This is a genomic window from Streptomyces sp. TLI_105 (genome assembly GCF_900105415.1).
In the GTDB taxonomy this organism is placed as follows: Bacteria; Actinomycetota; Actinomycetes; order Streptomycetales; family Streptomycetaceae; genus Streptomyces.
On sequence record NZ_FNSM01000001.1, the window covers coordinates 3426516 to 3446918 of the forward strand.

Genomic DNA, 20403 nt, shown 5'->3' on the forward strand with positions numbered 1-20403 from the left:
GCTCAGTCCTTCTTCTCGTTCTGCGCGGGCTTGTTCGGCAGCAGGGGTGCGGCGCCCACCGGCTGGTACGCGCCGTTCCGCACCGCGTAGACGTACGTGCCGCCGGGGCTCAGTTCGCCCGTCTCGTTGAACATCAGGGACCCCGTGGCGCCGGTGTACTTCTGCTTGCGCAGTGCGGCCCACAGACCCTTGCGGGCGGGCTTGCGGCCGGCCTTCGCGTCAGCCGCGAGCTGCCCGATCGTCATCGTGACCACGTCGTACGACTCGCCCGCGTAGTACGCGGGGGCCGCGCCGTACCGCTTCCGGTGGGCGGCGTTGAAGGTGGCGGCCGACTTCAGCGTGGCGGGGTCGGCGACGGGAGCGCACACGAACCAGCCCTCGGCGTCCGCCCCGCCGCGCGCGAGGAAGTCCGGGCCGAAGACGGCCTGGCCGGTGAACCTCGGCCCCTTGAAGCCGAGTTCGGTGAGCGCTCGGGCCGCGAGGACGGCGGTGTCCGTGATTCCGCAGTGGACGTACGCGTCGATGCCGGCCTCGATCATCTCGCCGATGACCCGGCGGTAGTCGCGCGCGGTGGCCCGGGCCGGGACGACCCGGTAGTGCGGGGTGATCCCGGCCTGTCCGTAGCCGAAGCGCACGCCGCCGGTGACCTGCCAGCTGTACGCGTCCTCGGTCCGGTCCTCCAGGACGCCGGGACGGCTGAGGTTCGGCAACAGGGTGGTGGCGTTGGCGAGGTGGGAGCCGGCGAAGATGTGGCTCGGGATGGCCCGCAGAACCGTGTTGTTGGGCGGGCTCCCGTCGGCCCGCAGGGTGAGCAGGTTGTATCCGGCCGAGACCGTGATCAGCGGGAGTCCGGCCTCCTCGAAGGCGGGCAGGACGGCGAGGCCGACGACGTCGGTGGTGGCGCCGAGGACGGCGATCACCCCCGGGTCGGTTGTCAGGACCTTGGCGCGTTCCGCGGCCCGGGCCGCGTCGCCCCGGTCGTCGACGACCTTCAGTTCGAGCGTGAAGGGCTTGTCCTCGCGGGCGTTGAACTGCTCGACCGCCAGCCGTGCCCCGCGCTCCTGGGCCTGCCCGATCACCTTGGCGGGGCCGGAGAGGTCGGCGAGGACGCCGATTGCCCAACCGGTGCGGGGCGGCGTGGTCTTCTTGCCGTCTCCCCGGGTGTCCCGGTCGTCGCCGAACCCCGCCCAGACGGCGCCGCCGCCGCCCAACGCGAGCACGGCGCCACCCGCGGCGAGCAGGAAGCCGCGCCGGCTCTTCGGGGGCGGTGCGGGGGTCGTGCCCGGCTCGGTGGTGTCGATCTCGGGGAGCGCGAGCATCCGGGCGGAGCGTTCGGCGATGGTACGGACGACGGGGGCGGGCAGCCATTCGGCGCCGCCGCGCGGGGTGTCCTCGACGAGCTGTACGCCGACCTCGGCCGCGGTGGGCCGGGCGGCCGGGTCCTTGGCGAGGCAGGCCCGGACGAGGTCGAGCAGTCCCTCGGGTACGTCGGTGAGGTCGGGCTCGTCGTGGACGGTGCGGTACATGAGGGCGTCCACGGCACCGGTGCCGAAGGGCGGGCGGCCGGTCGCCGCGTACGCGAGGAGGCAGCCGAGGGCGAAGACGTCGGCGGGCGGGCCGATGGCGTCGGTGCGGGCCTCGGCCTGCTCGGGGGCGAGGAAGCCGGGGGTGCCGACGACCATGTCGGTGGCGGTGAGGGCAGTCTCTCCGGTGGCGCGGGCGATGCCGAAGTCGATGAGGCGGGGCCCGTCGACGGCGAGGAGGACGTTGCCGGGTTTGACGTCGCGGTGGACGAGCCCGGCCGCGTGGACGGCGGCGAGGGCGCGGGCGACGGACCAGCCGAGGAGGCGGACGGACCGCTCGGGCAGGGGGCCGTGCGCGGCGACGGCCTCGCCGAGGGAGGGTCCCGCGACGAAGGCGGTGGCCATCCACGGCTCGGGGGCGTCCGGGTCGGCACCGGTGACGGGCACGGCCCAGGGGCTGGAGACCCGGCGTGCGGCCTCGACCTCACGGCGGAAGCGGGCCCGGAAGTCGGGCTGGTCCGCCTGGTCGGCGCGGGTGACCTTGACGGCGGCGAGTTCACCGGCGGCGGTGCGGCCCAGGTAGACGACGCCCATGCCGCCGGCACCGAGCCGGCCGAGGAGCCGGTAGCCGGCGATCGTGGACGGGTCGGAGGGCAGCAGGGGCTGGAGGTCGCCGGGCTGGGGCTCGGGCTGCGGGGCAGCGGTGCTCACGACTGGACCTCCAACTGCTCCTGGACGCGATTCAGCATGGTGACGAGGGCGTTGACCTGGGGCTGGATCGTGCCCGTGGTCGTGGCCGTGGCCGTCTCGCTGTAGCCGGCGGCGCCCTTGACCACGACGGCGACGGTGACCTGGCCGATCCGGGACTGGGTCCAGCCGTACTGCTGCTTCCCCTTCACGCCGTCGCGCTCGTAGAAGCCGCGTTCGCCGAGGGAGTCCTCGGCGGTGTACATGCCGTCTCTGCCGAACGAGTTGCCGACCGAGATGAGCCCGGAGATGCGCTCGCCGGCGCGCAGCCGCTGGTCGGGGCAGCGCAGCGCCTCTTCGAGGGTGGAGGCCATCTCCCAGTCGGCGTCGGTCGCGGTGCGGTGCACGGTGACGGTGGAGGCGACCCGAAGGTTGCCCTTGCCGCCGGCGGCCGGGATCTCGCTGTACGCGGTGACGCTGTAGAGCACCGTCGAGGGACGGCTGCCGGTCTCCCAGGAGCAGGTCTCATCGAGCACCGGCCAGTACTCCGGGTCGCTGAGGTACGGGCTGCGCTTGACGTACTCGGGGCCCCAGGCGTCGGGACCTGCGACGACGGCGAGGGCGAGGCGCCTGGCCTCGGCCTCCGTCTTCGGCGCGCGCTTCGGATCCGGGGTGAATTCGAAGGCGGTCGGCGTGGGAGTGGGCGTCGCGGTCGGGGCCTTGGTCGGGGCCGCCGTCGCGCTCGTACTCCCCTTGTCGTCGGGTTCCCTCCCGTCGTCGCCGGTACTGCAGCCGGTCGCGATCAGCCCGCCCACCATCACGGCACAGCAGGCGCGCAGCAGTCTTCGGTCCCCGTACGCCACAGCTCCCCCACGGTCTTCACGGATTCCCCCGATCGGTGAGCAGATCGTACGGCTCCGTGAATCAACTCGCCGGGGCTACAACCTCATTGGGACACCTCGCGCACCGTGTCGTAACGCACACGCGCCTCCTCGACCGCGTCGAGGCTGTTCGCGGTCCAGCGTGCGAGTTCCCAGACCCGGTGGGCGGCCTCCGCCCCGAGGGGGGTGAGGGTGTAGTCGACGCGGGGCGGGATGACGGGCTTGGCGTCGCGGTGGACGAAGCCGTCGCGCTCCAGGGTCTGGAGCGTCTGCGTGAGCATCTTCTCGCTGACGCCGCCGATCGCGCGGCGCAGCTCGCTGAAGCGGTACGAGCGCTCGCGCAGGGCGATCAGGATCAGGACGCCCCAGCGGCTGGTGACGTGCTCCAGGACGCGGCGCTCCGGGCACATGGCATCGGCCACGACGGGCTGCGGCAGGACGCGCGGCTCCTTCTCGCTTACTCCCATACCAGTACCTTACTTCAAAGTGGGTACTTACGAATCGTTAGCGCACGCCGTACGGTAAGTACATCGCCCACCGCACCCCACGGGAAAAGGAAGCACCATGAGCATCGTCGTCACCGGAGCCACCGGCCAGCTCGGCCGCCTCGTCGTCACCGAGCTGCTGGCCCGCGTCCCCGCCCGGTCCGTCGTCGCCGTCGTCCGCGACAAGGCCAAGGCCGCCGACCTGGCCGAGCGCGGGGTCGAGCTGCGCGTCGCCGACTACGACGAGCCCGAGACCCTGGCCGGCGTCTTCGCGGCCGGCGACCGGGTGCTGCTGATCTCGGGCCACGAGATCGGGCGGCGGGTGGCGCAGCACACCGCCGTCGTGACCGCCGCGAAGGCCGCGGGCGTCGCCCAGCTCGCGTACACCGGCATCCTCGGCGGACCGGACGCCGGCCTCGTCCTCGCCGAGGAGCACAAGGGCACCGAGCAGGCGATCCTCGACTCCGGCCTGCCGTACACCTTCCTCCGCAACGGCTGGTACACCGAGAACTACACGGCCAACCTCGCGCCCGTCCTCGCCCACGGCGCCGTCGTCGCCAACGCCGGCGAGGGCCGGGTCGCCTCCGCCGCGCGCGCCGACTACGCGGCCGCGGCCGCCGTCGTGCTGACCGGCCCGCTCGACGAGCACCTGGGCCGGGCGTACGAGCTGAACGGCGACGTCTCGTGGTCGTTCGCCGAGTACGCGGCCGAGGTCGCCCGGCAGTCCGGTCAGGAGATCACGTACTCGGACGTGCCCGCCGCCACCCACCTGGAGATCCTCGTCGGCGCCGGGGTGCCGCAGCCCTTCGCCGAGATCCTGGTCGACATCGACGAGGCCGTGGCACGCGGCGAGCTGGCGGCGCGCGGCGACGACCTGGCCCGGCTGATCGGCCGCCCGACCACCCCGATCACGGAGACGATCAAGGACGCGCTCGCCGCCTCGTGACGCTGTCATGACCGTATGGCGGTACGGGCATGACAACCCGCCCCGTGCGGCGCTACCTTCGACGGAACAGCGCGGCACAGGGCGGGAGGTCCAGGGTGAAGACCGAGAAGAACGAGGGACGAGCAGGACTGCTCTACGGGATCGGCGCCTACGGCATGTGGGGACTGGTCCCGCTCTTCTGGCCCCTCCTCAAGCCCGCCGGGGCCGTCGAGATCCTCGCCCACCGCATGGTGTGGTCCCTGCTCTTCGTCGGCGTCGCCCTGCTCGCGCTGCGCCGCTGGGGCTGGATACCCGAGCTCGTGCGCAGCCCGCGCAAGCTCGGCCTGATCACCCTGGCCGCCGCCGTCATCACCGTGAACTGGGGCCTCTACATCTGGTCCGTGAACACGGGCCACGTCGTCGAGGCCTCCCTCGGCTACTTCATCAACCCGCTCGTCACCATCGCCCTCGGCGTCCTCGTCCTCAAGGAGCGGCTGCGCCCCGCGCAGTGGGCGGCGGTCGGCGTCGGCTTCTCGGCCGTGCTCGTCCTGGCCGTCGGGTACGGGCGGCCGCCGTGGATCTCGCTCACCCTCGCGTTCTCCTTCGCCCTCTACGGCCTGGTGAAGAAGAAGGTCAACCTCGGCGGCCTGGAGTCGCTCGCCGCCGAGACCGCCGTCCAGTTCCTGCCCGCCCTCGGCTACCTCGTCTGGCTCGGGACCCGGGGGACCCTGGCCTTCGGCTCCCACGGCGCCGGCCACACGGCGCTGCTCGCCGCCACCGGCCTCGTCACGGCGGCCCCCCTGGTCTGCTTCGGGGCGGCGGCGATCCGCGTACCGCTGTCCACGCTCGGACTGCTCCAGTACCTCGCGCCGACCTTCCAGTTCCTGCTCGGGGTCGTCTACTTCCACGAGGAGATGCCGCCGGAGCGCTGGGCCGGCTTCTCCCTCGTCTGGCTGGCGCTGACGCTCCTCACCTGGGACGCGCTCAGGACGGCCCGGAAGAACCGCGCCGCGGTCGAGGCCGCGGTCTCAGCCGCTCGTACGGAGACCGCTCCCGCGGAGACCACCCCTGCGGAGACCGCGCCCACCACCGGAGACACCGGCGGGGAGGCAGGGACCGCGCCGGTTTCCACCCCATCGGCCCAGCCCGGCCGCTGACGAGGAGCGGGCGATCGTCGCCTGCGTCATCGTCGTCGTCGCCATGGCCATCGCCCGCGCCGTACGGGACATCGTGGAGGGTGCGCCGGGCCGGGCCTCCTACGGCAAGGCCCTCGCCACGGCGGCCTGGGCGTTCGTCGTCGGCCTCGGCGTCATCGCCGCGCCGGGCCAGGCGGGCATCGCGACCGCGATCACCGGTCCGGTGCTCACGGCCGTGCTCGCCATGATCGCCGGTGTCGTGATCGTCGGCGTCGGCGTCGGCCTCGTCACCCCGGTGCGGGGCCGCTGGGAGCGCTGGCCGTCGGCCGCCGAGCAGGAGACCGGCCGGGCGAAGGACCAGATCTCCGCCTACCAGCGGGGCCGCGAGGACGCCCGGAGCAGGATGCCCGCGGCGCAGGAGCGCGCGACGCGGCGCGAGCGGGACGAGCGCGGCGGGTCCCACGAGCCGCCCGTGGACCCGATGTAGGCACGGCGGTCCCACGGGCCGCCCATGGACCCGCTGCAGACGCACCCCAGGAGACGCCCGTGGACCCGACGCAGACACGGCGGGTCCACGGACACCTCAACGGAGCCGACGCAGACACGGCGGTTCCCAGGAGCAGGAGACGTCCACGGACCCGACGCAGGTCCCGGGGCTCACACGCCCAGCAGGTCGTGCTCCCGGATCAGCCAGCAGACCGCCGTCAGGCGGAGGGTCGCGAAGTCGTGGCCGACGGGCTCGGTCCAGTCGACCTCGGAGAGCCAGTCGGTGAACCCGAGGACGTAGTCGGCCAGCTCCTCCCGGCCGACGGTCCGGCCCTGCGGACCCCGCTGGGCCGGGATCAGCGCGTCGCACACGGCCGCCGCGTGCTGGTCGACGGCGGCCACGAGCCCCGGCTCGAAGGAGAACTCCGAGAGCCGGGGCATGTACGTGGCGGCGACGTCGATCAGCGGGCCGCCGGGCGAAACGTTCATCCCTCCACATTAGGGGCGTCCCGGCCGGTTCAGACCGTGAGCTTGGTCGCAGCTTCCGGGGCCTGGGCCCGCCTCCCCTCCCGTACCCCCGTCGCCGTGATCACGGCCCCGAGCACCACCATCACCACGGGCACGACGAGCGCCGCCCGGAAGCCGCCGGGGCCGCCGCCCGCGATGCCGTGCACCGCCGTCACCGCCGCGATGCCCACCGCCGAACCGAACTGGGTGGCGGTCGTGAACAGGCCGCTCGCGAGCCCCTGCTCCTCCTCCGCGACGCCTTCCGTGCCGGCGATCGTGAGCGGCCCGTACGCGAGGGCGAAGGCGATCCCGGTGAGCAGCAGGGTCGGGAACATCGCCGCGTACGACCAGTCCGGGCCGACGGGCAGGAACAGCGCGTACGAGACGACGGCGAGGACGAAGCCGCCGAGGATCACCCGCGCGTTGCCGAAGCGGGCCACGAGCCGCGGGGTCAGGGTCGGCGCGAGGACCGCGTCGCAGCCCATGACGAGCAGGGCGAGCGCCGTCTCCAGGGAGGACCAGCCGCGCAGCTCCTGGAGGTAGAGCGTGGCCACGAACTGGAAGCCGAAGAAAGAGCCGACGAAGAGCAGGGCGCCCAGGTCGGCGCGGATCAGCGAGGCGCTGCGGAGGATGCCGAGGCGGACGAGCGGGACGGCGGCCCGGCGCTCGACGGCGACGAAGGCCCCGGCGAGGAGGAGCCCGGCGGCGAGCACGGCGGCCGTGACCGTCCAGCCGTCGAGCCCGTGCTCCAGGCGGACGACGCCGTACGCCAGGAGCAGCATCGCTCCGGCGGCGGCGAGCGCCCCGCCGAGGTCGAAGCCGCCCTTCACCCGGACCGGGCGCGGTTCCTTCGGGACGAGCCGCAGTGCGGCGAGCAGGATCACGGCGGCCAGGAGGACGGGGGCGAAGAAGACCCAGCGCCAGCCGAGCCGGGTGAGCAGCCCGCCGATGACGAGGCCGAGCGAGAAGCCGCCGGCGGCGGTGCCGGCGAAGACGAGGAGCGCCTGGTTGCGCTGCGGTCCCTCCTCGTACGAGGTGGTGATGATCGACAGGGCGGCGGGGGTCATGAACGCGGCGGCGACGCCCGTCACGAAGCGGGCCAGGACGAGGGTCCAGCCCTCGTCGGCGAGGCCGCCGAGGCCGGAGAAGACCAGGAAGACGGCGAGCCAGCCGAGGAACATCCGGCGCCGTCCGAGCAGGTCGGCGGCGCGGCCGCCGAGGAGGGTGAAGCCGGCGTAGCCGAGGACGTAGGCGGACATGACCCAGGCGGCGGTGCCGGTGGTGAGTCCGAGGTCGGCGCGGACGGTGGGGACGGCGACGGCGAGCATGGCGACGTCGATGCCTTCGAGGAAGATCGTCCCGCAGAGGACGAGGAGCAGGCTCCAGGCGCGTAGGGACACAACTGTCTCCAGGACGAGGCGGGTTGGGGTGTCCGGTTACGAACGAGAGGGTCGGTTCCCTCTTGTAACCACCTGCATCCTGCGGGAGCATCGGATGTCATGGAAGAAGGCACTTCGAAGTACCCGAGTCACTGCGAGGGAACCCACGGAAGCGCGGGGGATCCCGACCCCTTCCAGTGGGACACCCGCGAGGACTGCGAGGTGCGCCAGATCCTCGACCGGGTCGCCGACAAGTGGTCCCTCCTCGTCATCGCCCTCCTCGACCGCCGCGTCCTGCGGTTCACCGAGCTCAAGCGGGAGATCGACGGCGTCAGCCAGCGCATGCTGACCGTGACGCTGCGCCAGCTGGAGCGCGACGGCCTCGTGAGGCGCACGGTCCATCCCGTGGTCCCGCCGCGCGTGGAGTACGAACTGACGCCCCTGGGCGGCACGTTGCACACCACGATCCGCTCCCTGGTGACCTGGACCGAGCAGCACCAGAACGAGATCGCGGCGGCGCGGGAGGCGTACGACGCACGGGAGGCGTACGACGCACGGGAGACGGCGACCGCCTGAGCCGGGGAAAACCGGTGGCCCTCCCCCACCGGCTCCCCGCACCCTGGGGGCATGGAAGAAACGAAGTCGGCCATCGACGAGCCGAAGTACCGGATCCGCGCGCTCCACTCCGAGCGCACGATCACCGTCTACCAGGCGTACCGACCCGCGATCGGGCTGCCGGCCGCCCGCGACGGCCGCTTCCCGGAGGCCTGGAAGCGGGACCGGATGACGTGGATCAAGCCGTCGTTCCTGTGGATGATGTACCGCTCGGGCTGGGGGGCGAAGGAGGGCCAGGAGACCGTCCTCGCCGTGGAGATCACCCGCGAGGGCTTCGAGTGGGCCCTGCGGAACGCCTGCCTCTCCCACTACGAGCGCGGCTTCCACGCCGACCAGAAGTCCTGGAAGCGGCAGCTGCGGGAGACGCCGGCCCGGGTCCAGTGGGACCCCGAGCGGGACCTGCGCCTGAGGCCCCTCCCGTACCGCTCGCTCCAGCTCGGCCTGTCGGGCGAGGCGACCCGCCGGTACGCGGACGAGTGGACGGTCTCCGTCACCGACGTGACCGCGCTCGCCCACGAGGTCCACGCCCTGGTCCGGGCCGGCGACCTGGAGGCCGCCGGCCGACTCCTCCCCCGGGAGGAGCCCTACCCGGAGCCGGAGGGCCTCCTGGACCACCTGAGGGCTCAGGCCCCCGCGACGCCGAAGTTGAAGTCGCCGGTGCCGAGCATCCCGTAGAGCCGCAGCCACAGGGGCAGGAGCTGCTCGGCGGCGCGGGCGCTCGACAGGTCGCCGAGGTCGATGATCCGGTCGGCGGCCCAGCCGAAGGAGGCGAGCAGCTCCGCGACCACGGCCTTCGCGTCCGCGTCGTCGCCGCTCAGGAAGACGTTGTGGTGTCCCGGGACCCGGCCGGGCTCGACCATGACGGTGTTGGTCATGGTGTTGAGCGTCTTGACGACGCGCGTCTCCGGGAAGGCGTCCTGGAGCTGCTCGGCGACGCTCCTGCCATCGGGCAGGCCGACCTTGGGCGGGAAGCCCTCCGAGAAGTCGAGCGCGTTGGACACGTCGACCAGGACCTTGCCGCGCAGGTTCGCGGCGCCCGCGGCCTGCAGGACGGCGAGGGAGACGAGCCCGCCGGTCGCGTTGACGACCAGCTCGGCGGAGCCCGTGGCGTCGGCGAAGGTGCCGTGCGTCCCGCCGTGCTCCCCCGCCCACTTGGCGGCGTCGGCGTTGTCCGCGGTACGGGACCCCATGGCCACCTCGTGCCCCAGCGAGACCAGCTTGGTGGCGAGCCGACGCCCGACCTCGCCCGTTCCCAGTACGGCGATCTTCATCTGCGTGCGCTCCTTCAGGACGACGAGTCGAGGGAGCCCGACCCTAGTACCTGGACGGCCCCGCCGGCCGTCCCACGCCACCCCTCCCCGTTCCCGAGTCGCACCCGCCCCGCACCCGAGTCGCGCCACCGGCCGAAAACCGGATGCCTCGGCGGCACCCCATACCACGCTCCAGGGCCGCTGTCCGGTGAGCGAACACACCTGACCGGTTTCCGCTCTTGACGTGGAGTCAAATTCTCACTGAACATTCAGCACGCACAACAGAACAACCGAACACCGCACATGTACTCGTACAGCTCCAGCCGCCTCGTGGCACCCACGCCCGGGGCGTCTCGCACGTTCCGTCCCATCCCCGTTCGGAATCCGGAGCCCCCACATGAACATCTCCGTGCCCAGACGCGCCACCGCGGCCGCCGCGCTCGCGGCGCTCGCCCTCGCCGGACTCACCGGCACCAGTGCCTCCGCCAGTCCGGCCGCGGCCGTCGCCGCGCCCGACATCTCGCTGGCCAACGTCAAGCAGCACTTGGCGGACCTCCAGTCGATCGCCACCGCCAACGGCGGCAACCGCGCCCACGGCCGTACCGGCTACAAGGCCTCGATCGACTTCGTGAAGGCGAAGCTGGACGCCGCCGGCTACACCACCACGCTCCAGCAGTTCAGCTACAACGGCGCCACCGGCTACAACCTGATAGCCGACTGGCCGGGCGGCGACCCGAACCAGGTGATCATGTCCGGCTCGCACCTGGACTCGGTCACCGCGGGCCCCGGCATCAACGACAACGGCTCCGGGTCCGCCGCGATCCTGGAGACCGCGCTCGCCGTCTCCCGCGCCCAGCTCCAGCCGACGAAGCACCTGCGCTTCGGCTGGTGGGGCGCCGAGGAGCTCGGGCTCGTCGGCTCGAAGTACTACGTCAACAACCTGCCCAGCACCGAGCGTTCGAAGATCAAGGGCTACCTGAACTTCGACATGATCGGCTCGCCGAACCCGGGCTACTTCGTCTACGACGACGACCCGACGATCGAGCAGACCTTCAAGGACTACTACGCCGGGCTCGGCATCCCCACCGAGATCGAGACCGAGGGCGACGGCCGCTCGGACCACGCGCCCTTCAAGAACGTGGGCATACCGGTCGGCGGTCTGTTCTCCGGCGCCGACTACACCAAGACGTCGGCGCAGGCGCAGAAGTGGGGCGGTACGGCCGGGCAGGCCTTCGACCGCTGCTACCACTCGTCCTGCGACACCACGGCGAACATCAACGACACCGCCCTGGACCGGAACGCGGACGCCATCGCGTACGCGGTCTGGAACCTGTCCTCGGGGACGACGACCCCGCCGACCGGCACGGTCTTCGAGAACACCGCGGACGTGTCCATCCCGGACAACGGCGTCGCGGTGACCTCCTCCGTCACCGTCAGCGGCGTCGCGGGCAACGCGCCCTCGACCCTCAAGGTCGGCGTGGACATCGTCCACACCTACATCGGTGACCTGGTCGTCGACCTCATCGCCCCCGACGGCTCGGTCTACAACCTGAGCAACCGGGCCGGCGGCAGCGCCGACAACATCAACCAGACGTACACCGTCAACGCCTCCACCGAGGTCGCCAACGGCGTCTGGAAGCTCCGCGTCCAGGACAAGGCGTCGGTCGACACGGGTTACATCAGCGGCTTCAAGCTGACCTTCCCGTAGTACGCAGAACTCCCGGGCGGGTCGGTGAACATCGCCCCCGACCCGCCCGGGGTCCCAACCCGGCCGCTACTTACCGGCGTTCGCCGCGTCCACCAGCGCGTCCTTCGTCACCGCGCCGACGTAGACCTTGCCGTCGTCGGTGAGGAGCGCGTCCACCAGCTTCGTCTTGAAGACGGTGCCCGAGCCGAACTTCCCGGTGACCTTGTCGCCGAAGGAGTCCAGGAAGCCCTGGATCTCCTTCGGCGCCTCGTCGGTCCTGGGCGCCGGCGCGCCCGTGTCGAGCTTCGCGATCGTCGTCCAGCCCTCGCCGATGACGTCCGGGCCCTCCCCGGAGCCGGAGCCGCCGAAGACCTCTCCGAGGCCCGGGAGGCCCTCCTCGAAGCCCTTGGGCAGGTCCCCCGGGACCTCCTCGCCCTTCTCCGCCGCGTCCTCCGTCACCTTCGCGCCCTTCGGCGCGGTGAAGGTGAACTCCGAGGCGGCCGGCTTCCCGAAGTCGACCTTCGTGAAGCCCGCGTCGACGACCGGCTTGCCGCCCTCGACCGAGGAGAGGGTGAACTTCAGCGGGATGCCGTTCGCCGCGTCCACCGCGATCTTCACCGACTCGACCGTCGAACCGGTCTGCTTCGGCTTGATCACCAGCTGGTACGCGTCCCGGCCGGCCACCTTCGCCGTCCCGTCGACCGTGATCGACGTGGTGTCGCCCGCGGCCTTCAGGACCTCGTCGGCGAGCTCCTTGGGCGTGCCGGGGAGCTTCTGCTCCTTCTCGGGGGCGCCGGACGCGCCCTTCTCGTGGAAGGCCTCGTTCGACTTGCTGTCGTAGGCCCAGACGTCGTCGCCGTTGTGGATCAGGCTGTACTCGTCGGAGCCGTCGAGCAGGGTGAGCTTCTGGCGCTCGGGGCCGTCGGCCGCCACGCGCAGGGTGTGGGTGCCCGAGACGAGCTCGGTGAGCTTCTCGGACGGGTCGGCCGAGCCGGAGCCCGCGCCGTCGCCGTCCAGGCTCCCGAAGCCGGACGCCAGGCCGCCGAGGGCCGGCAGGCCCAGGTCGGTCGAGATCCTGAAGGTGCCGGACAGGGTCTGGGTGTCCGAGGCGGCGATCTTCTCGATGAGCTGCTGGGCCGTGATCTCGGGCAGGTCGGGGTCTCCGGACGCCGCCAGCGCCGGGACGAGTCCGATGGTCGCCGCGGCCACTCCTGCCACCGCGACCGGGACGATGAACCGGCTCGCCTTACGGGTCTCTGCCATGGTCTCCGCTACCTCCGTTGTCGATGTGACCATCTCACCAACTCGGAGGCCCGGAATCGTCAGACCCCGGGATCAACCTCACGTACTGCTTCGGGATGACCCGACCCCGAGAAGCCCTACCCCGCGCGGTGGACCACGGCGTCGCACATCTCCGCCAGGGCCGCCTTCGCGTACCCGTCGGGCAGCGGCGCGAGCATGGCGCGCGCCTCCTCGGCGTACCGCACGGTGTCCCGGCGGGCCTGCTCCAGGGCGGGGTGGGCGCGCAGCCGGCGCAGGGCCTCGGCGTGCCGCTCGTCGTCGCTGAGGTCGCCGTCGATCAGGGCGACGAGCTCCAGGTCCTCCGGGCGCCCGTGGGCGGCCGCGGCGGCCCGCAGGTGGAGGACGGGGAGGGTCGGGATGCCCTCGCGGAGGTCGGTGCCGGGGGTCTTGCCGGACTCGTGGGAGTCGGAGGCGATGTCGAGGACGTCGTCGGCGAGCTGGAAGGCGACGCCGAGCCGCTCGCCGTACTGGGTGAGGGTGTCGACGACGCTCTCGTCGGCACCGGACATCATGGCGCCGAAGCGGCAGGAGACGGCGACGAGGGAGCCGGTCTTGCCGCCGAGGACGTCGAGGTAGTGCTCGACGGGGTCGCGGCCGTCCATCGGGCCGGCCGTCTCCAGGATCTGGCCGGTCACGAGCCGTTCGAACGCCTCGGACTGGATGCGTACGGCCTCGGGGCCGAGGTCCGCGAGCGTGTGCGAGGCGCGGGCGAAGAGGAAGTCACCCGTGAGGACGGCGATCGAGTTGCCCCAGCGGGTGTTGGCGCTGTCGACGCCGCGCCGGACGTCGGCCTCGTCCATGACGTCGTCGTGGTAGAGCGTGGCCAGATGGGTGAGCTCGACGACCACGGCGGAGGGCACGACGCCCGGCGCGTAGGGGTCGCCGAACTGGGCGGCGAGCATCACGAGCAGGGGGCGGAACCGCTTCCCCCCGGCCAGGACGAGGTGCTGCGCGGCCTCCGTGATGAAGGGGACATCGCTCTTGGTGGCGTCCAGGAGGCCCGCCTCCACAGCCGCCAAACCGGTCTGGACATCGGCCTCAAGAGCCTGGTCCCGCACGCTAAGACCGAACGGCCCGACGACGGTCACGAGGGGGTCTCCTGTCTGCTGACGCCTACTGACGCTGTCCGGACCGCACACCGCTCATTCGGATTGTCGATGTGTCGGTCCATTCACTCAAGCCAGCGTATCCGGTCACGTTTCGATCACCGTGGGCGCCTTCCCGTCACCCCCGGTATGTTCGCGATCAGCTCATACGGCCGGAAGTGGCCACTTTGTCCCGAACGGCGAGCGGCGGCGATACGAACGGCGAGCGGCGCCCCGGGACGGCGAATCCCTCGCACGGCGGCCCGAACGCGGCCGTGCGAGGGATCCCGGGCGGTCCTACGCGTCGGCGCCGGCCTTGCGGCGGCGGGCGACGACCAGCGCGCCGGCGCCCAGGACGACGGCCCCGGCGGCGGCGAAGCCGAGCGGCAGGGTGTCGTTCGCACCGGTGGCGGCGAGGGTGCCGTTCACGGGGGTGGCGGACGATCCGCCCTGCTGGGTGGTGTTCGTGTTGCCGCCGGTGGTGACGGTCGGCGCCGGGGTCGGCGTGTCCGTCGGCTTCGGCTTCGGCTTGTCGCCCTTGTCGGCGGCGAGGATCTCGAAGTCCAGGGTCGAGAAGTCGTCGCCGGTGCCGCAGCTGCCGTCGTTGTTCTCGTACGCGCTGAAGGCGAAGGCCATGCCCTTGCCGGCCGGGGCGTCCGCGTCGACGGTGAGGCGCAGCTTCACGTCGGCGTGACCGCCCTTGGCGAGCTTGCCGATCTCGATGGCGTCGAGATCCTCGCCGAAGGACTTCCACTCCTGGTCGCCGGCGGAGAACCACTCGACGGTGATGAGGCGGTCGGTCAGGTCCGTGTCCTCGTCGATGACCTCGTCGGGCTCGGGGGCCCGCAGGGCGTTGACGTAGGCCTCGACCGCGTCCAGGGTCCGGCCCGTGTCGTTGGTGACGCGCAGCGAGAAGGCGGTGCTCTTGCCGGCCGTGACCTTCTTGGGACCGGTCAGCGCGACCTTGAGGGGGGCCTCGTCGGCGCACTCCCCCTCGATCGACTCGGCGAACTCCAGCTCCTCCTTGGCCTCGGCGAGCTTCTCCTCGGCGGCCTTCTTCACCTTCTCGGCAAGCTTGAGCACGCGCTCGGCGGCGCCCTTGGCGGTGGTGAGGGCGGCCGTGGCCTCCGTCAGCTTCGCGTCGGCGGCGGTCTTCTTGCCGGCCGCCTCGTCGGCGACGGTCTTCGCGGCGGTGACGGCAGCGGCGGCGGCCGCCTTCTGCTCCTCGGTCGCGTCGACGGGCAGGTCCTTCACGGCCTGCTCCGCCTGGGCGAGCGCCTCGTCGGCGGCCGTCTTGGCGGCGGCGGCCTCGTCGGCGGCCTTCTTGGCTTCGGCGACGGCGACCACGAGCGGGTTGTCGTCCTTGTCGAGGGCCTTGAGGTCCTCCGTGGCCTTGCCGAGGTCGGCGACGGCCTCGTCGTACTCCTTCTGCGCGAGCGCGACGGCGGCCTTGAGCTCCTCGATCGACGGCATGTCCTCCTCGGGGTCCTCCTCGCCCGAGGCGGGCTTCTGCGTCGACGTGGACGGCTTGGTGTCGGCGAACGCCGGCGCGGCCGAGAGGAACACGACCGGGGTGGTCACGGCGGCGGCCACGGCGGTCGCCAGGATGCGGCGGATCTTCACGTTGTGGACCTTTTCCTGGTCAGAGAGAAAGACTGCGAAGAATGGTGGCGGGCGCGCGCCAGCGGCTACCTCACGCGGCGCGGCACCCGGCACGATCGTAGGGCGGGGAGGGGGTCGCGGGGAGCCCTGTTTCCGCAGCTCGTAGAGGCGTTCCGGGGGCACCGGGGACACAAACCGCGCGAATGCGGGCAGTTGCCCACGGAGGCCGCACTTTCTGTGTGATCCATGTCATCAGCGCCCGGCGGCCCGCCCCGTAACGTGTCCCCCACACACGTGGAAAGCGAGGCACGCACCGATGTCCGAGCACAGCCCGCTCGATCTGGCCGAGGGCGACCCCTTCGGCCCGCACAACCTCCCGTACGGCGTCTTCTCCACCGCCGACGAGCCCGGGCGGCGCCGGCTCGGCGTCCGCATCGGCGGGCACGTCCTGGACGCGGGTGCCGCGGCGTACGCGCTCGGCTCCCCGTACGCGGCGCTGCTCGCACAGCCCAGCCTCAACCCGCTGCTCGCGGCCGGGCGGACCGCCTGGCGCGACGTCCGCCGGGCGCTGACGGCCTGGGTGACGGTGCCCGCGCACCGGGCGGACATCGAGCCGCTGCTGCACCCGCTGGACGCGGTGACGCTCCACCTGCCGTACGAGGTCGCGGACTACGTCGACTTCTACGCGAGCGAGCACCACGCGACGAACGTGGGCCGCATCTTCCGCCCGGACGGCGACGCGCTCACCCCCAACTGGAAGCACCTGCCGATCGGTTACCACGGTCGCGCGGGAACGGTCGTGGTCTCCGGCACCGATGTCGTACGCCCCTCCGGGCAGCGCAAGGCCCCGTCGGACCCGGCGCCGGTCTTCGGCCCGTCGGTGAAGCTGGACATCGAGGCGGAGGTCGGCTTCCTGGTCGGCACCCCGTCCGAGCTCGGCCGGCCCGTCCCGCTCTCCGACTTCCGGGAGCACGTCTTCGGTCTGACGCTGCTCAACGACTGGTCGGCGCGGGACGTGCAGGCCTGGGAGTACGTGCCGCTGGGCCCGTTCCTCGGCAAGTCGTTCCAGACCTCGGTGTCGGCGTGGGTGACGCCCCTGGAGGCCCTGGACGCCGCCCGGACGGCCCCGCCCGCGCGCGACTTCCCCCTTCTGCCCTACCTGGACGACGCGGCCGAGGAGGAGCCGGGCGGCTTCGACCTGCGGATCTCGGTGGAGATCAACGGCGAGGTGGTGGCCGAGCCGCCGTTCTCCTCCATGTACTGGACGGCGGCCCAGCAGCTCGCCCACATGACGGTGAACGGCGCCTCGCTCCGCACCGGCGACCTGTACGGCTCCGGCACGGTCTCCGGGCCCGAGGTGAACCAGCGCGGCTCGCTCCTGGAGCTCACCTGGAACGGCCGCGACGCCCTCGAACTGCCGGGCGGCAAGCGGACGTTCCTGGAGGACGGCGACGAGGTCGTCCTCACGGCCTGGGCGCCGGGCCCGGACGGCACCCGGGTGGCCCTCGGCGAGGTCCGCGGCCGGATCGTCCCCTCGGCCTGACCTCCATACCCACGCGAAGGGCCCGGCTCGCCCCCGAGCCGGGCCCTTCGCGCGTACCGGCCGGGCTACCGGACGAACGTGCTCGCCTGGTTCGCCAGGTCCAGGAAGTACTGCGGGGCGAGGCCGAGGGCCAGGGTGACCGCGACGCCCGCCGTGATCGTGATGCTCGTCAGGGCCGAGGGCACGGCGACCGTGGGGCCGTCCGCCTTCGGCTCGCTGAAGAACATGAGCACGATGACCCGGATGTAGAAGAACGCGGCGATCGCCGAGGAGATCACACCGACCACGACGAGGGCGCCCGCGCCGCCGTCCGCCGCCGCCTTGAAGACCGCGAACTTTCCGGAGAAGCCGGAGGTCAGCGGGATGCCGGCGAAGGCGAGCAGGAAGACCGCGAAGACCGCCGCGACGAGCGGCGAACGGCGCCCGAGCCCGGCCCACTTGGACAGGTGGGTGGCCTCGCCGCCCGCGTCCCGGACCAGGGTGACGACGGCGAACGCGCCGATCGTCACGAAGGAGTACGCCCCCAGGTAGAAGAGGACGGACGAGATCCCGCTCGGGGTCGCGGCGATGACACCCGCGAGCAGGAAGCCCGCGTGCGCGATCGACGAGTACGCCAGGAGCCGCTTGATGTCGGTCTGGGTGATGGCGACGATCGCACCGCCCAGCATGGTGACGATGGCGACGCCCCACATGACCGGGCGCCAGTCCCAGGTGAGGCCCGGGAGCACCACGTACAGCAGGCGGAGCAGCGCGCCGAACGCGGCGACCTTGGTCGCGGCGGCCATGAAGCCGGTGACCGGTGTCGGGGCGCCCTGGTAGACGTCCGGGGTCCACATGTGGAACGGCACGGCGCCGACCTTGAAGAGGAGCCCCACGAGGACCATGGCGAAGCCGATGAGCAGCAGCGCGTCGTTGCCCATGGTGTCGGCGAGCGCCGGGTCGACGGCGCCGATGGAGCCGTCGACGACGCGGGCGATGGTGGCGTACGAGACGGAGCCCGCGTAGCCGTAGAGCAGGGCGATCCCGAAGAGCAGGAAGGCCGAGGAGAAGGCGCCGAGCAGGAAGTACTTGACGGCCGCCTCCTGCGACATCAGCCGCTTGCGGCGGGCGACGGCGCAGAGCAGGTACAGCGGGAGGGAGAAGACCTCCAGGGCGACGAAGAGCGTCAGGAGGTCGTTGGCGGCGGGGAAGACCAGCATGCCGGAGATCGCGAAGAGCGCGAGCGGGAAGACCTCGGTGGTGGTGAACCCGGCCTTGACGGCGGCCTTCTCCTGGTCGCTGCCGGGGACGGCGGCGGCCTCGGCGGCGAAGGAGTCGACCTTGTGGCCGTGGTCGGCCGGGTCGAGCCTGCGCTCGGCGAAGGTGAAGACCGCCACGACGGAGGCGAGGAGGATGGTGCCCTGGAGGAAGAGGGCGGGTCCGTCGACGGCGACGGCTCCCATGGCCGCGATGTGGGCCTTGGTGGAGCCGTAACCGCCCGCCGCCAGGCCGACGATCGCGGCGAAGGCGGCGACGAGCGCGAGGACGGACAGGAAGACCTGGCTGTGGTAGCGGGCCTTGCGGGGCACGAAGGCCTCGACGAGGACGCTGACGATCGCGGCGCCGAGCACGATGAGCACGGGTGAGAGCTGCGTGTACTCGATGTGGGGCGCCGGAATCTTGTCCAGCGGCTCGGCAGCTGTCGTCCACAAGCTGTGGACAGCCATGGAACTCACTTGGCCGCCTCCACGTTCTGAATCTGGGGCTGGGGGTCCTTCTGCTGGACGTCGGACATGGTGTACTGCACGGCCGGGTTGACGACGTCCGTCAGCGGCTTCGGGAAGACGCCGAGGAAGATCAGGACGGCGATCAGCGGGACGACCACGGCCAGTTCGCGCGCCCGCAGGTCGGGCAGCGCCCGGACCTCCTCCTTCACCGGCCCGGTCATCGTCCGCTGGTACAGGACGAGGGTGTAGAGCGCGGCGAGGACGATGCCGGTGGTGGCGATGATCCCGGCCACCGGGTACCGGGCGAACGTGCCGACCAGTACCAGGAACTCGCTGACGAACGGGGCGAGTCCGGGCAGCGACAGGGTCGCGAGGCCGCCGATCAGGAAGGTGCCGGCGAGCACCGGGGCGACCTTCTGCACACCGCCGTAGTCGGCGATGAGCCGCGAGCCGCGCCGGGAGATCAGGAAGCCGGCGACGAGCATGAGCGCGGCCGTGGAGATGCCGTGGTTGACCATGTAGAGCGTGGCGCCGGACTGGCCCTGGCTGGTCATCGCGAAGATGCCCAGGATGATGAAGCCGAAGTGCGAGATCGAGGCGTAGGCGACCAGGCGCTTGATGTCCCGCTGGCCGACCGCGAGCAGCGCGCCGTACACGATGCTGATCAGGGCGAGGACGACGATCGCGGGCGTGGCCCACTTCGACGCCTCGGGGAAGAGCCCGAGGCAGAAGCGGAGCATCGCGAAGGTGCCGACCTTGTCGACGACGGCGGTGATGAGGACGGCGACCGGGGCGGTGGCCTCCCCCATCGCGTTCGGCAGCCAGGTGTGCAGCGGCCAGAGCGGCGCCTTCACGGCGAAGGCGAAGAAGAAGCCGAGGAAGAGCAGCCGCTCGGTGGTGGTCGCCATGTCGAGCGAGCCGTTGGCCCGGGCCTCGGTGATCTCGGTGAGCGAGAAGTTCCCCGCGACCACGTAGAGCCCGATGACGGCGGCCAGCATGATCAGGCCGCCGACGAGGTTGTAGAGGAGGAACTTGACCGCCGCGTACGAGCGCTGGGCCGCCGCGTTCTCGTCGGAGCCGCTGTGGGCGCGGTCGCCGAAGCCGCCGATGAGGAAGTACATCGGGATGAGCATGGCTTCGAACAGGATGTAGAAGAGGAAGACGTCGGTGGCCTCGAAGGAGAGGATCACCATCGCCTCGACCATGAGGATCAGGGCGAAGAAGCCCTGCGTCGGCCGCCACCTCTTCGAGGAGGTCTCCAGGGGGTCGGCGTCGTGCCAGCCGGCCAGGATCACGAAGGGGATCAGCAGGGCGGTGAGCGCGATGAGCGCCACGCCGATGCCGTCGACGCCGAGTTCGTACCGGACGCCGAAGTCCTTGATCCAGGAGTGCGACTCGATCAGCTGGTACCGATCGCCGCCGGGCTCGAAGCGCGCGAAGACGACGGCGGCGAGCACGAGGGTGGCGAGCGAGACGAGCAGTGCCAGCCACTTGGCGGCGGTGCGGCGGGCGGCGGGGACGGCGGCGGTGAGGACCGCGCCGGCCGCCGGCAGCAGCGCCGTCGCCGTGAGGAGCGGGAAGCCCGCGTTGACCACTTGGGACAT

18 protein-coding genes are annotated in these 20403 nt (G+C 71.8%); 7 read left to right on the forward strand and 11 right to left on the reverse strand.

Annotation, left to right across the window (positions count from 1 at the left end):
• Positions 1–2 precede the first annotated feature (2 nt).
• From BLW86_RS15575 to BLW86_RS15585, 3 genes are all read right to left on the reverse strand, one after another.
• Entirely contained in the window at positions 3–2234 is a 2232-nt protein-coding gene (locus BLW86_RS15575) for a bifunctional serine/threonine-protein kinase/ABC transporter substrate-binding protein (RefSeq protein WP_093874595.1), read from the reverse strand.
• Positions 2231–3073: a hypothetical protein gene (locus BLW86_RS15580; RefSeq protein ID WP_256341320.1), complete on the reverse strand. Its 843-nt coding sequence runs from the start codon at positions 3071–3073 to the stop codon at positions 2231–2233. The genes BLW86_RS15575 and BLW86_RS15580 overlap by 4 nt, the downstream gene beginning before the upstream one ends.
• Positions 3074–3156: 83 nt before the next feature.
• Positions 3157–3558 (reverse strand): winged helix-turn-helix transcriptional regulator, encoded by a 402-nt coding sequence (locus tag BLW86_RS15585; RefSeq protein WP_093874597.1) that lies wholly within the window; start codon positions 3556–3558, stop codon positions 3157–3159.
• 97 nt (positions 3559–3655) lie between these two features.
• Between BLW86_RS15585 and BLW86_RS15590 the strand changes: the two genes are divergently transcribed.
• The 3 genes from BLW86_RS15590 to BLW86_RS15600 all read left to right on the forward strand — a co-directional run bounded on the left by BLW86_RS15590 (position 3656) and on the right by BLW86_RS15600 (position 6124).
• Positions 3656–4522: an NmrA family NAD(P)-binding protein gene (locus BLW86_RS15590; RefSeq protein WP_093874598.1), complete on the forward strand. Its 867-nt coding sequence runs from the start codon at positions 3656–3658 to the stop codon at positions 4520–4522.
• 155 nt (positions 4523–4677) lie between these two features.
• The gene (rarD, locus tag BLW86_RS15595) at positions 4678–5658 is read left to right on the forward strand and encodes an EamA family transporter RarD (protein ID WP_371129670.1); all 981 of its coding nucleotides are present in this window, start codon (positions 4678–4680) and stop codon (positions 5656–5658) included.
• Between the two features lie 43 nt (positions 5659–5701).
• Positions 5702–6124 carry a hypothetical protein gene (locus BLW86_RS15600; protein WP_371129506.1) on the forward strand — a complete coding sequence of 141 codons (423 nt, stop codon included), beginning with the start codon at positions 5702–5704 and terminating at the stop codon, positions 6122–6124.
• Between the two features lie 170 nt (positions 6125–6294).
• On the opposite strand, the gene BLW86_RS15605 is transcribed toward BLW86_RS15600, so the two are convergent.
• Together BLW86_RS15605 and BLW86_RS15610 are read right to left on the reverse strand one after the other, a co-directional pair.
• On the reverse strand, positions 6295–6612 hold the full coding sequence (locus BLW86_RS15605) for a DUF6401 family natural product biosynthesis protein (RefSeq protein WP_093874599.1): 318 nt from the start codon (positions 6610–6612) through the stop codon (positions 6295–6297).
• 29 nt (positions 6613–6641) lie between these two features.
• Complete coding sequence (locus BLW86_RS15610; protein WP_093874600.1) at positions 6642–8030, reverse strand: MFS transporter; 1389 nt, start codon at positions 8028–8030, stop codon at positions 6642–6644.
• Between the two features lie 99 nt (positions 8031–8129).
• On the opposite strand from BLW86_RS15610, the gene BLW86_RS15615 reads away from it, so the two are divergent.
• Together BLW86_RS15615 and BLW86_RS15620 are read left to right on the forward strand one after the other, a co-directional pair.
• Entirely contained in the window at positions 8130–8585 is a 456-nt protein-coding gene (locus BLW86_RS15615; RefSeq protein WP_093874601.1) for a winged helix-turn-helix transcriptional regulator, read from the forward strand.
• A 51-nt stretch (positions 8586–8636) separates the two neighbouring features.
• Positions 8637–9299 carry a DUF4291 domain-containing protein gene (locus BLW86_RS15620; RefSeq protein ID WP_093874602.1) on the forward strand — a complete coding sequence of 221 codons (663 nt, stop codon included), beginning with the start codon at positions 8637–8639 and terminating at the stop codon, positions 9297–9299.
• Here BLW86_RS15620 and BLW86_RS15625 read toward each other — a convergent pair.
• On the reverse strand, positions 9248–9895 hold the full coding sequence (locus tag BLW86_RS15625; RefSeq protein WP_093874603.1) for an NADPH-dependent F420 reductase: 648 nt from the start codon (positions 9893–9895) through the stop codon (positions 9248–9250). The two genes, BLW86_RS15620 and BLW86_RS15625, sit on opposite strands and share 52 nt — an antisense overlap.
• Before the next feature lie 376 nt (positions 9896–10271).
• Here BLW86_RS15625 and BLW86_RS15630 point away from each other — a divergent pair, with 376 nt between their 5' ends.
• The gene (locus tag BLW86_RS15630; RefSeq protein WP_093874604.1) at positions 10272–11582 is read left to right on the forward strand and encodes a M28 family metallopeptidase; all 1311 of its coding nucleotides are present in this window, start codon (positions 10272–10274) and stop codon (positions 11580–11582) included.
• Positions 11583–11648: 66 nt separating this feature from the next.
• Here BLW86_RS15630 and BLW86_RS15635 read toward each other — a convergent pair whose 3' ends face one another.
• The 3 genes from BLW86_RS15635 to BLW86_RS15645 form a co-directional block, all read right to left on the reverse strand.
• Positions 11649–12824, reverse strand: a complete 1176-nt coding sequence (locus BLW86_RS15635) for a LolA family protein (RefSeq protein WP_107466077.1) — start codon at positions 12822–12824, stop codon at positions 11649–11651.
• A gap of 116 nt (positions 12825–12940) precedes the next feature.
• Complete coding sequence (locus BLW86_RS15640) at positions 12941–13951, reverse strand: polyprenyl synthetase family protein (protein ID WP_093874606.1); 1011 nt, start codon at positions 13949–13951, stop codon at positions 12941–12943.
• A 294-nt stretch (positions 13952–14245) separates the two neighbouring features.
• Positions 14246–15571: a hypothetical protein gene (locus BLW86_RS15645; RefSeq protein WP_093874607.1), complete on the reverse strand. Its 1326-nt coding sequence runs from the start codon at positions 15569–15571 to the stop codon at positions 14246–14248.
• A 295-nt stretch (positions 15572–15866) separates the two neighbouring features.
• On the opposite strand from BLW86_RS15645, the gene fahA reads away from it, so the two are divergent.
• On the forward strand, positions 15867–17093 hold the full coding sequence (gene fahA, locus BLW86_RS15650) for a fumarylacetoacetase (RefSeq protein ID WP_093874608.1): 1227 nt from the start codon (positions 15867–15869) through the stop codon (positions 17091–17093).
• A 65-nt stretch (positions 17094–17158) separates the two neighbouring features.
• Here fahA and nuoN read toward each other — a convergent pair whose 3' ends face one another.
• Both nuoN and BLW86_RS15660 read right to left on the reverse strand, forming a co-directional pair.
• On the reverse strand, positions 17159–18808 hold the full coding sequence (nuoN, locus tag BLW86_RS15655; protein WP_093874609.1) for an NADH-quinone oxidoreductase subunit NuoN: 1650 nt from the start codon (positions 18806–18808) through the stop codon (positions 17159–17161).
• Complete coding sequence (locus BLW86_RS15660; RefSeq protein WP_093874610.1) at positions 18805–20403, reverse strand: NADH-quinone oxidoreductase subunit M; 1599 nt, start codon at positions 20401–20403, stop codon at positions 18805–18807. The genes nuoN and BLW86_RS15660 overlap by 4 nt, the downstream gene beginning before the upstream one ends.

Excerpts from the sequence above, each read along its gene's own strand:
- rarD (WP_371129670.1), top strand. The coding sequence starts at position 4,678 with ATGTGGGGACTGGTCCCGCTCTTCTGGCCCCTCCTCAAGCCCGCCGGG.
- BLW86_RS15585 (WP_093874597.1), bottom strand. The coding sequence starts at position 3,558 with ATGGGAGTAAGCGAGAAGGAGCCGCGCGTCCTGCCGCAGCCCGTCGTG.
- BLW86_RS15660 (WP_093874610.1), bottom strand. The coding sequence starts at position 20,403 with ATGTCCCAAGTGGTCAACGCGGGCTTCCCGCTCCTCACGGCGACGGCG.
- BLW86_RS15615 (WP_093874601.1), top strand. The coding sequence starts at position 8,130 with ATGGAAGAAGGCACTTCGAAGTACCCGAGTCACTGCGAGGGAACCCAC.
- BLW86_RS15590 (WP_093874598.1), top strand. The coding sequence starts at position 3,656 with ATGAGCATCGTCGTCACCGGAGCCACCGGCCAGCTCGGCCGCCTCGTC.
- BLW86_RS15605 (WP_093874599.1), bottom strand. The coding sequence starts at position 6,612 with ATGAACGTTTCGCCCGGCGGCCCGCTGATCGACGTCGCCGCCACGTAC.
- fahA (WP_093874608.1), top strand. The coding sequence starts at position 15,867 with ATGTCCGAGCACAGCCCGCTCGATCTGGCCGAGGGCGACCCCTTCGGC.
- BLW86_RS15625 (WP_093874603.1), bottom strand. The coding sequence starts at position 9,895 with ATGAAGATCGCCGTACTGGGAACGGGCGAGGTCGGGCGTCGGCTCGCC.
- BLW86_RS15630 (WP_093874604.1), top strand. The coding sequence starts at position 10,272 with ATGAACATCTCCGTGCCCAGACGCGCCACCGCGGCCGCCGCGCTCGCG.
- BLW86_RS15635 (WP_107466077.1), bottom strand. The coding sequence starts at position 12,824 with ATGGCAGAGACCCGTAAGGCGAGCCGGTTCATCGTCCCGGTCGCGGTG.
- BLW86_RS15600 (WP_371129506.1), top strand. The coding sequence starts at position 5,702 with ATGGCCATCGCCCGCGCCGTACGGGACATCGTGGAGGGTGCGCCGGGC.
- BLW86_RS15620 (WP_093874602.1), top strand. The coding sequence starts at position 8,637 with ATGGAAGAAACGAAGTCGGCCATCGACGAGCCGAAGTACCGGATCCGC.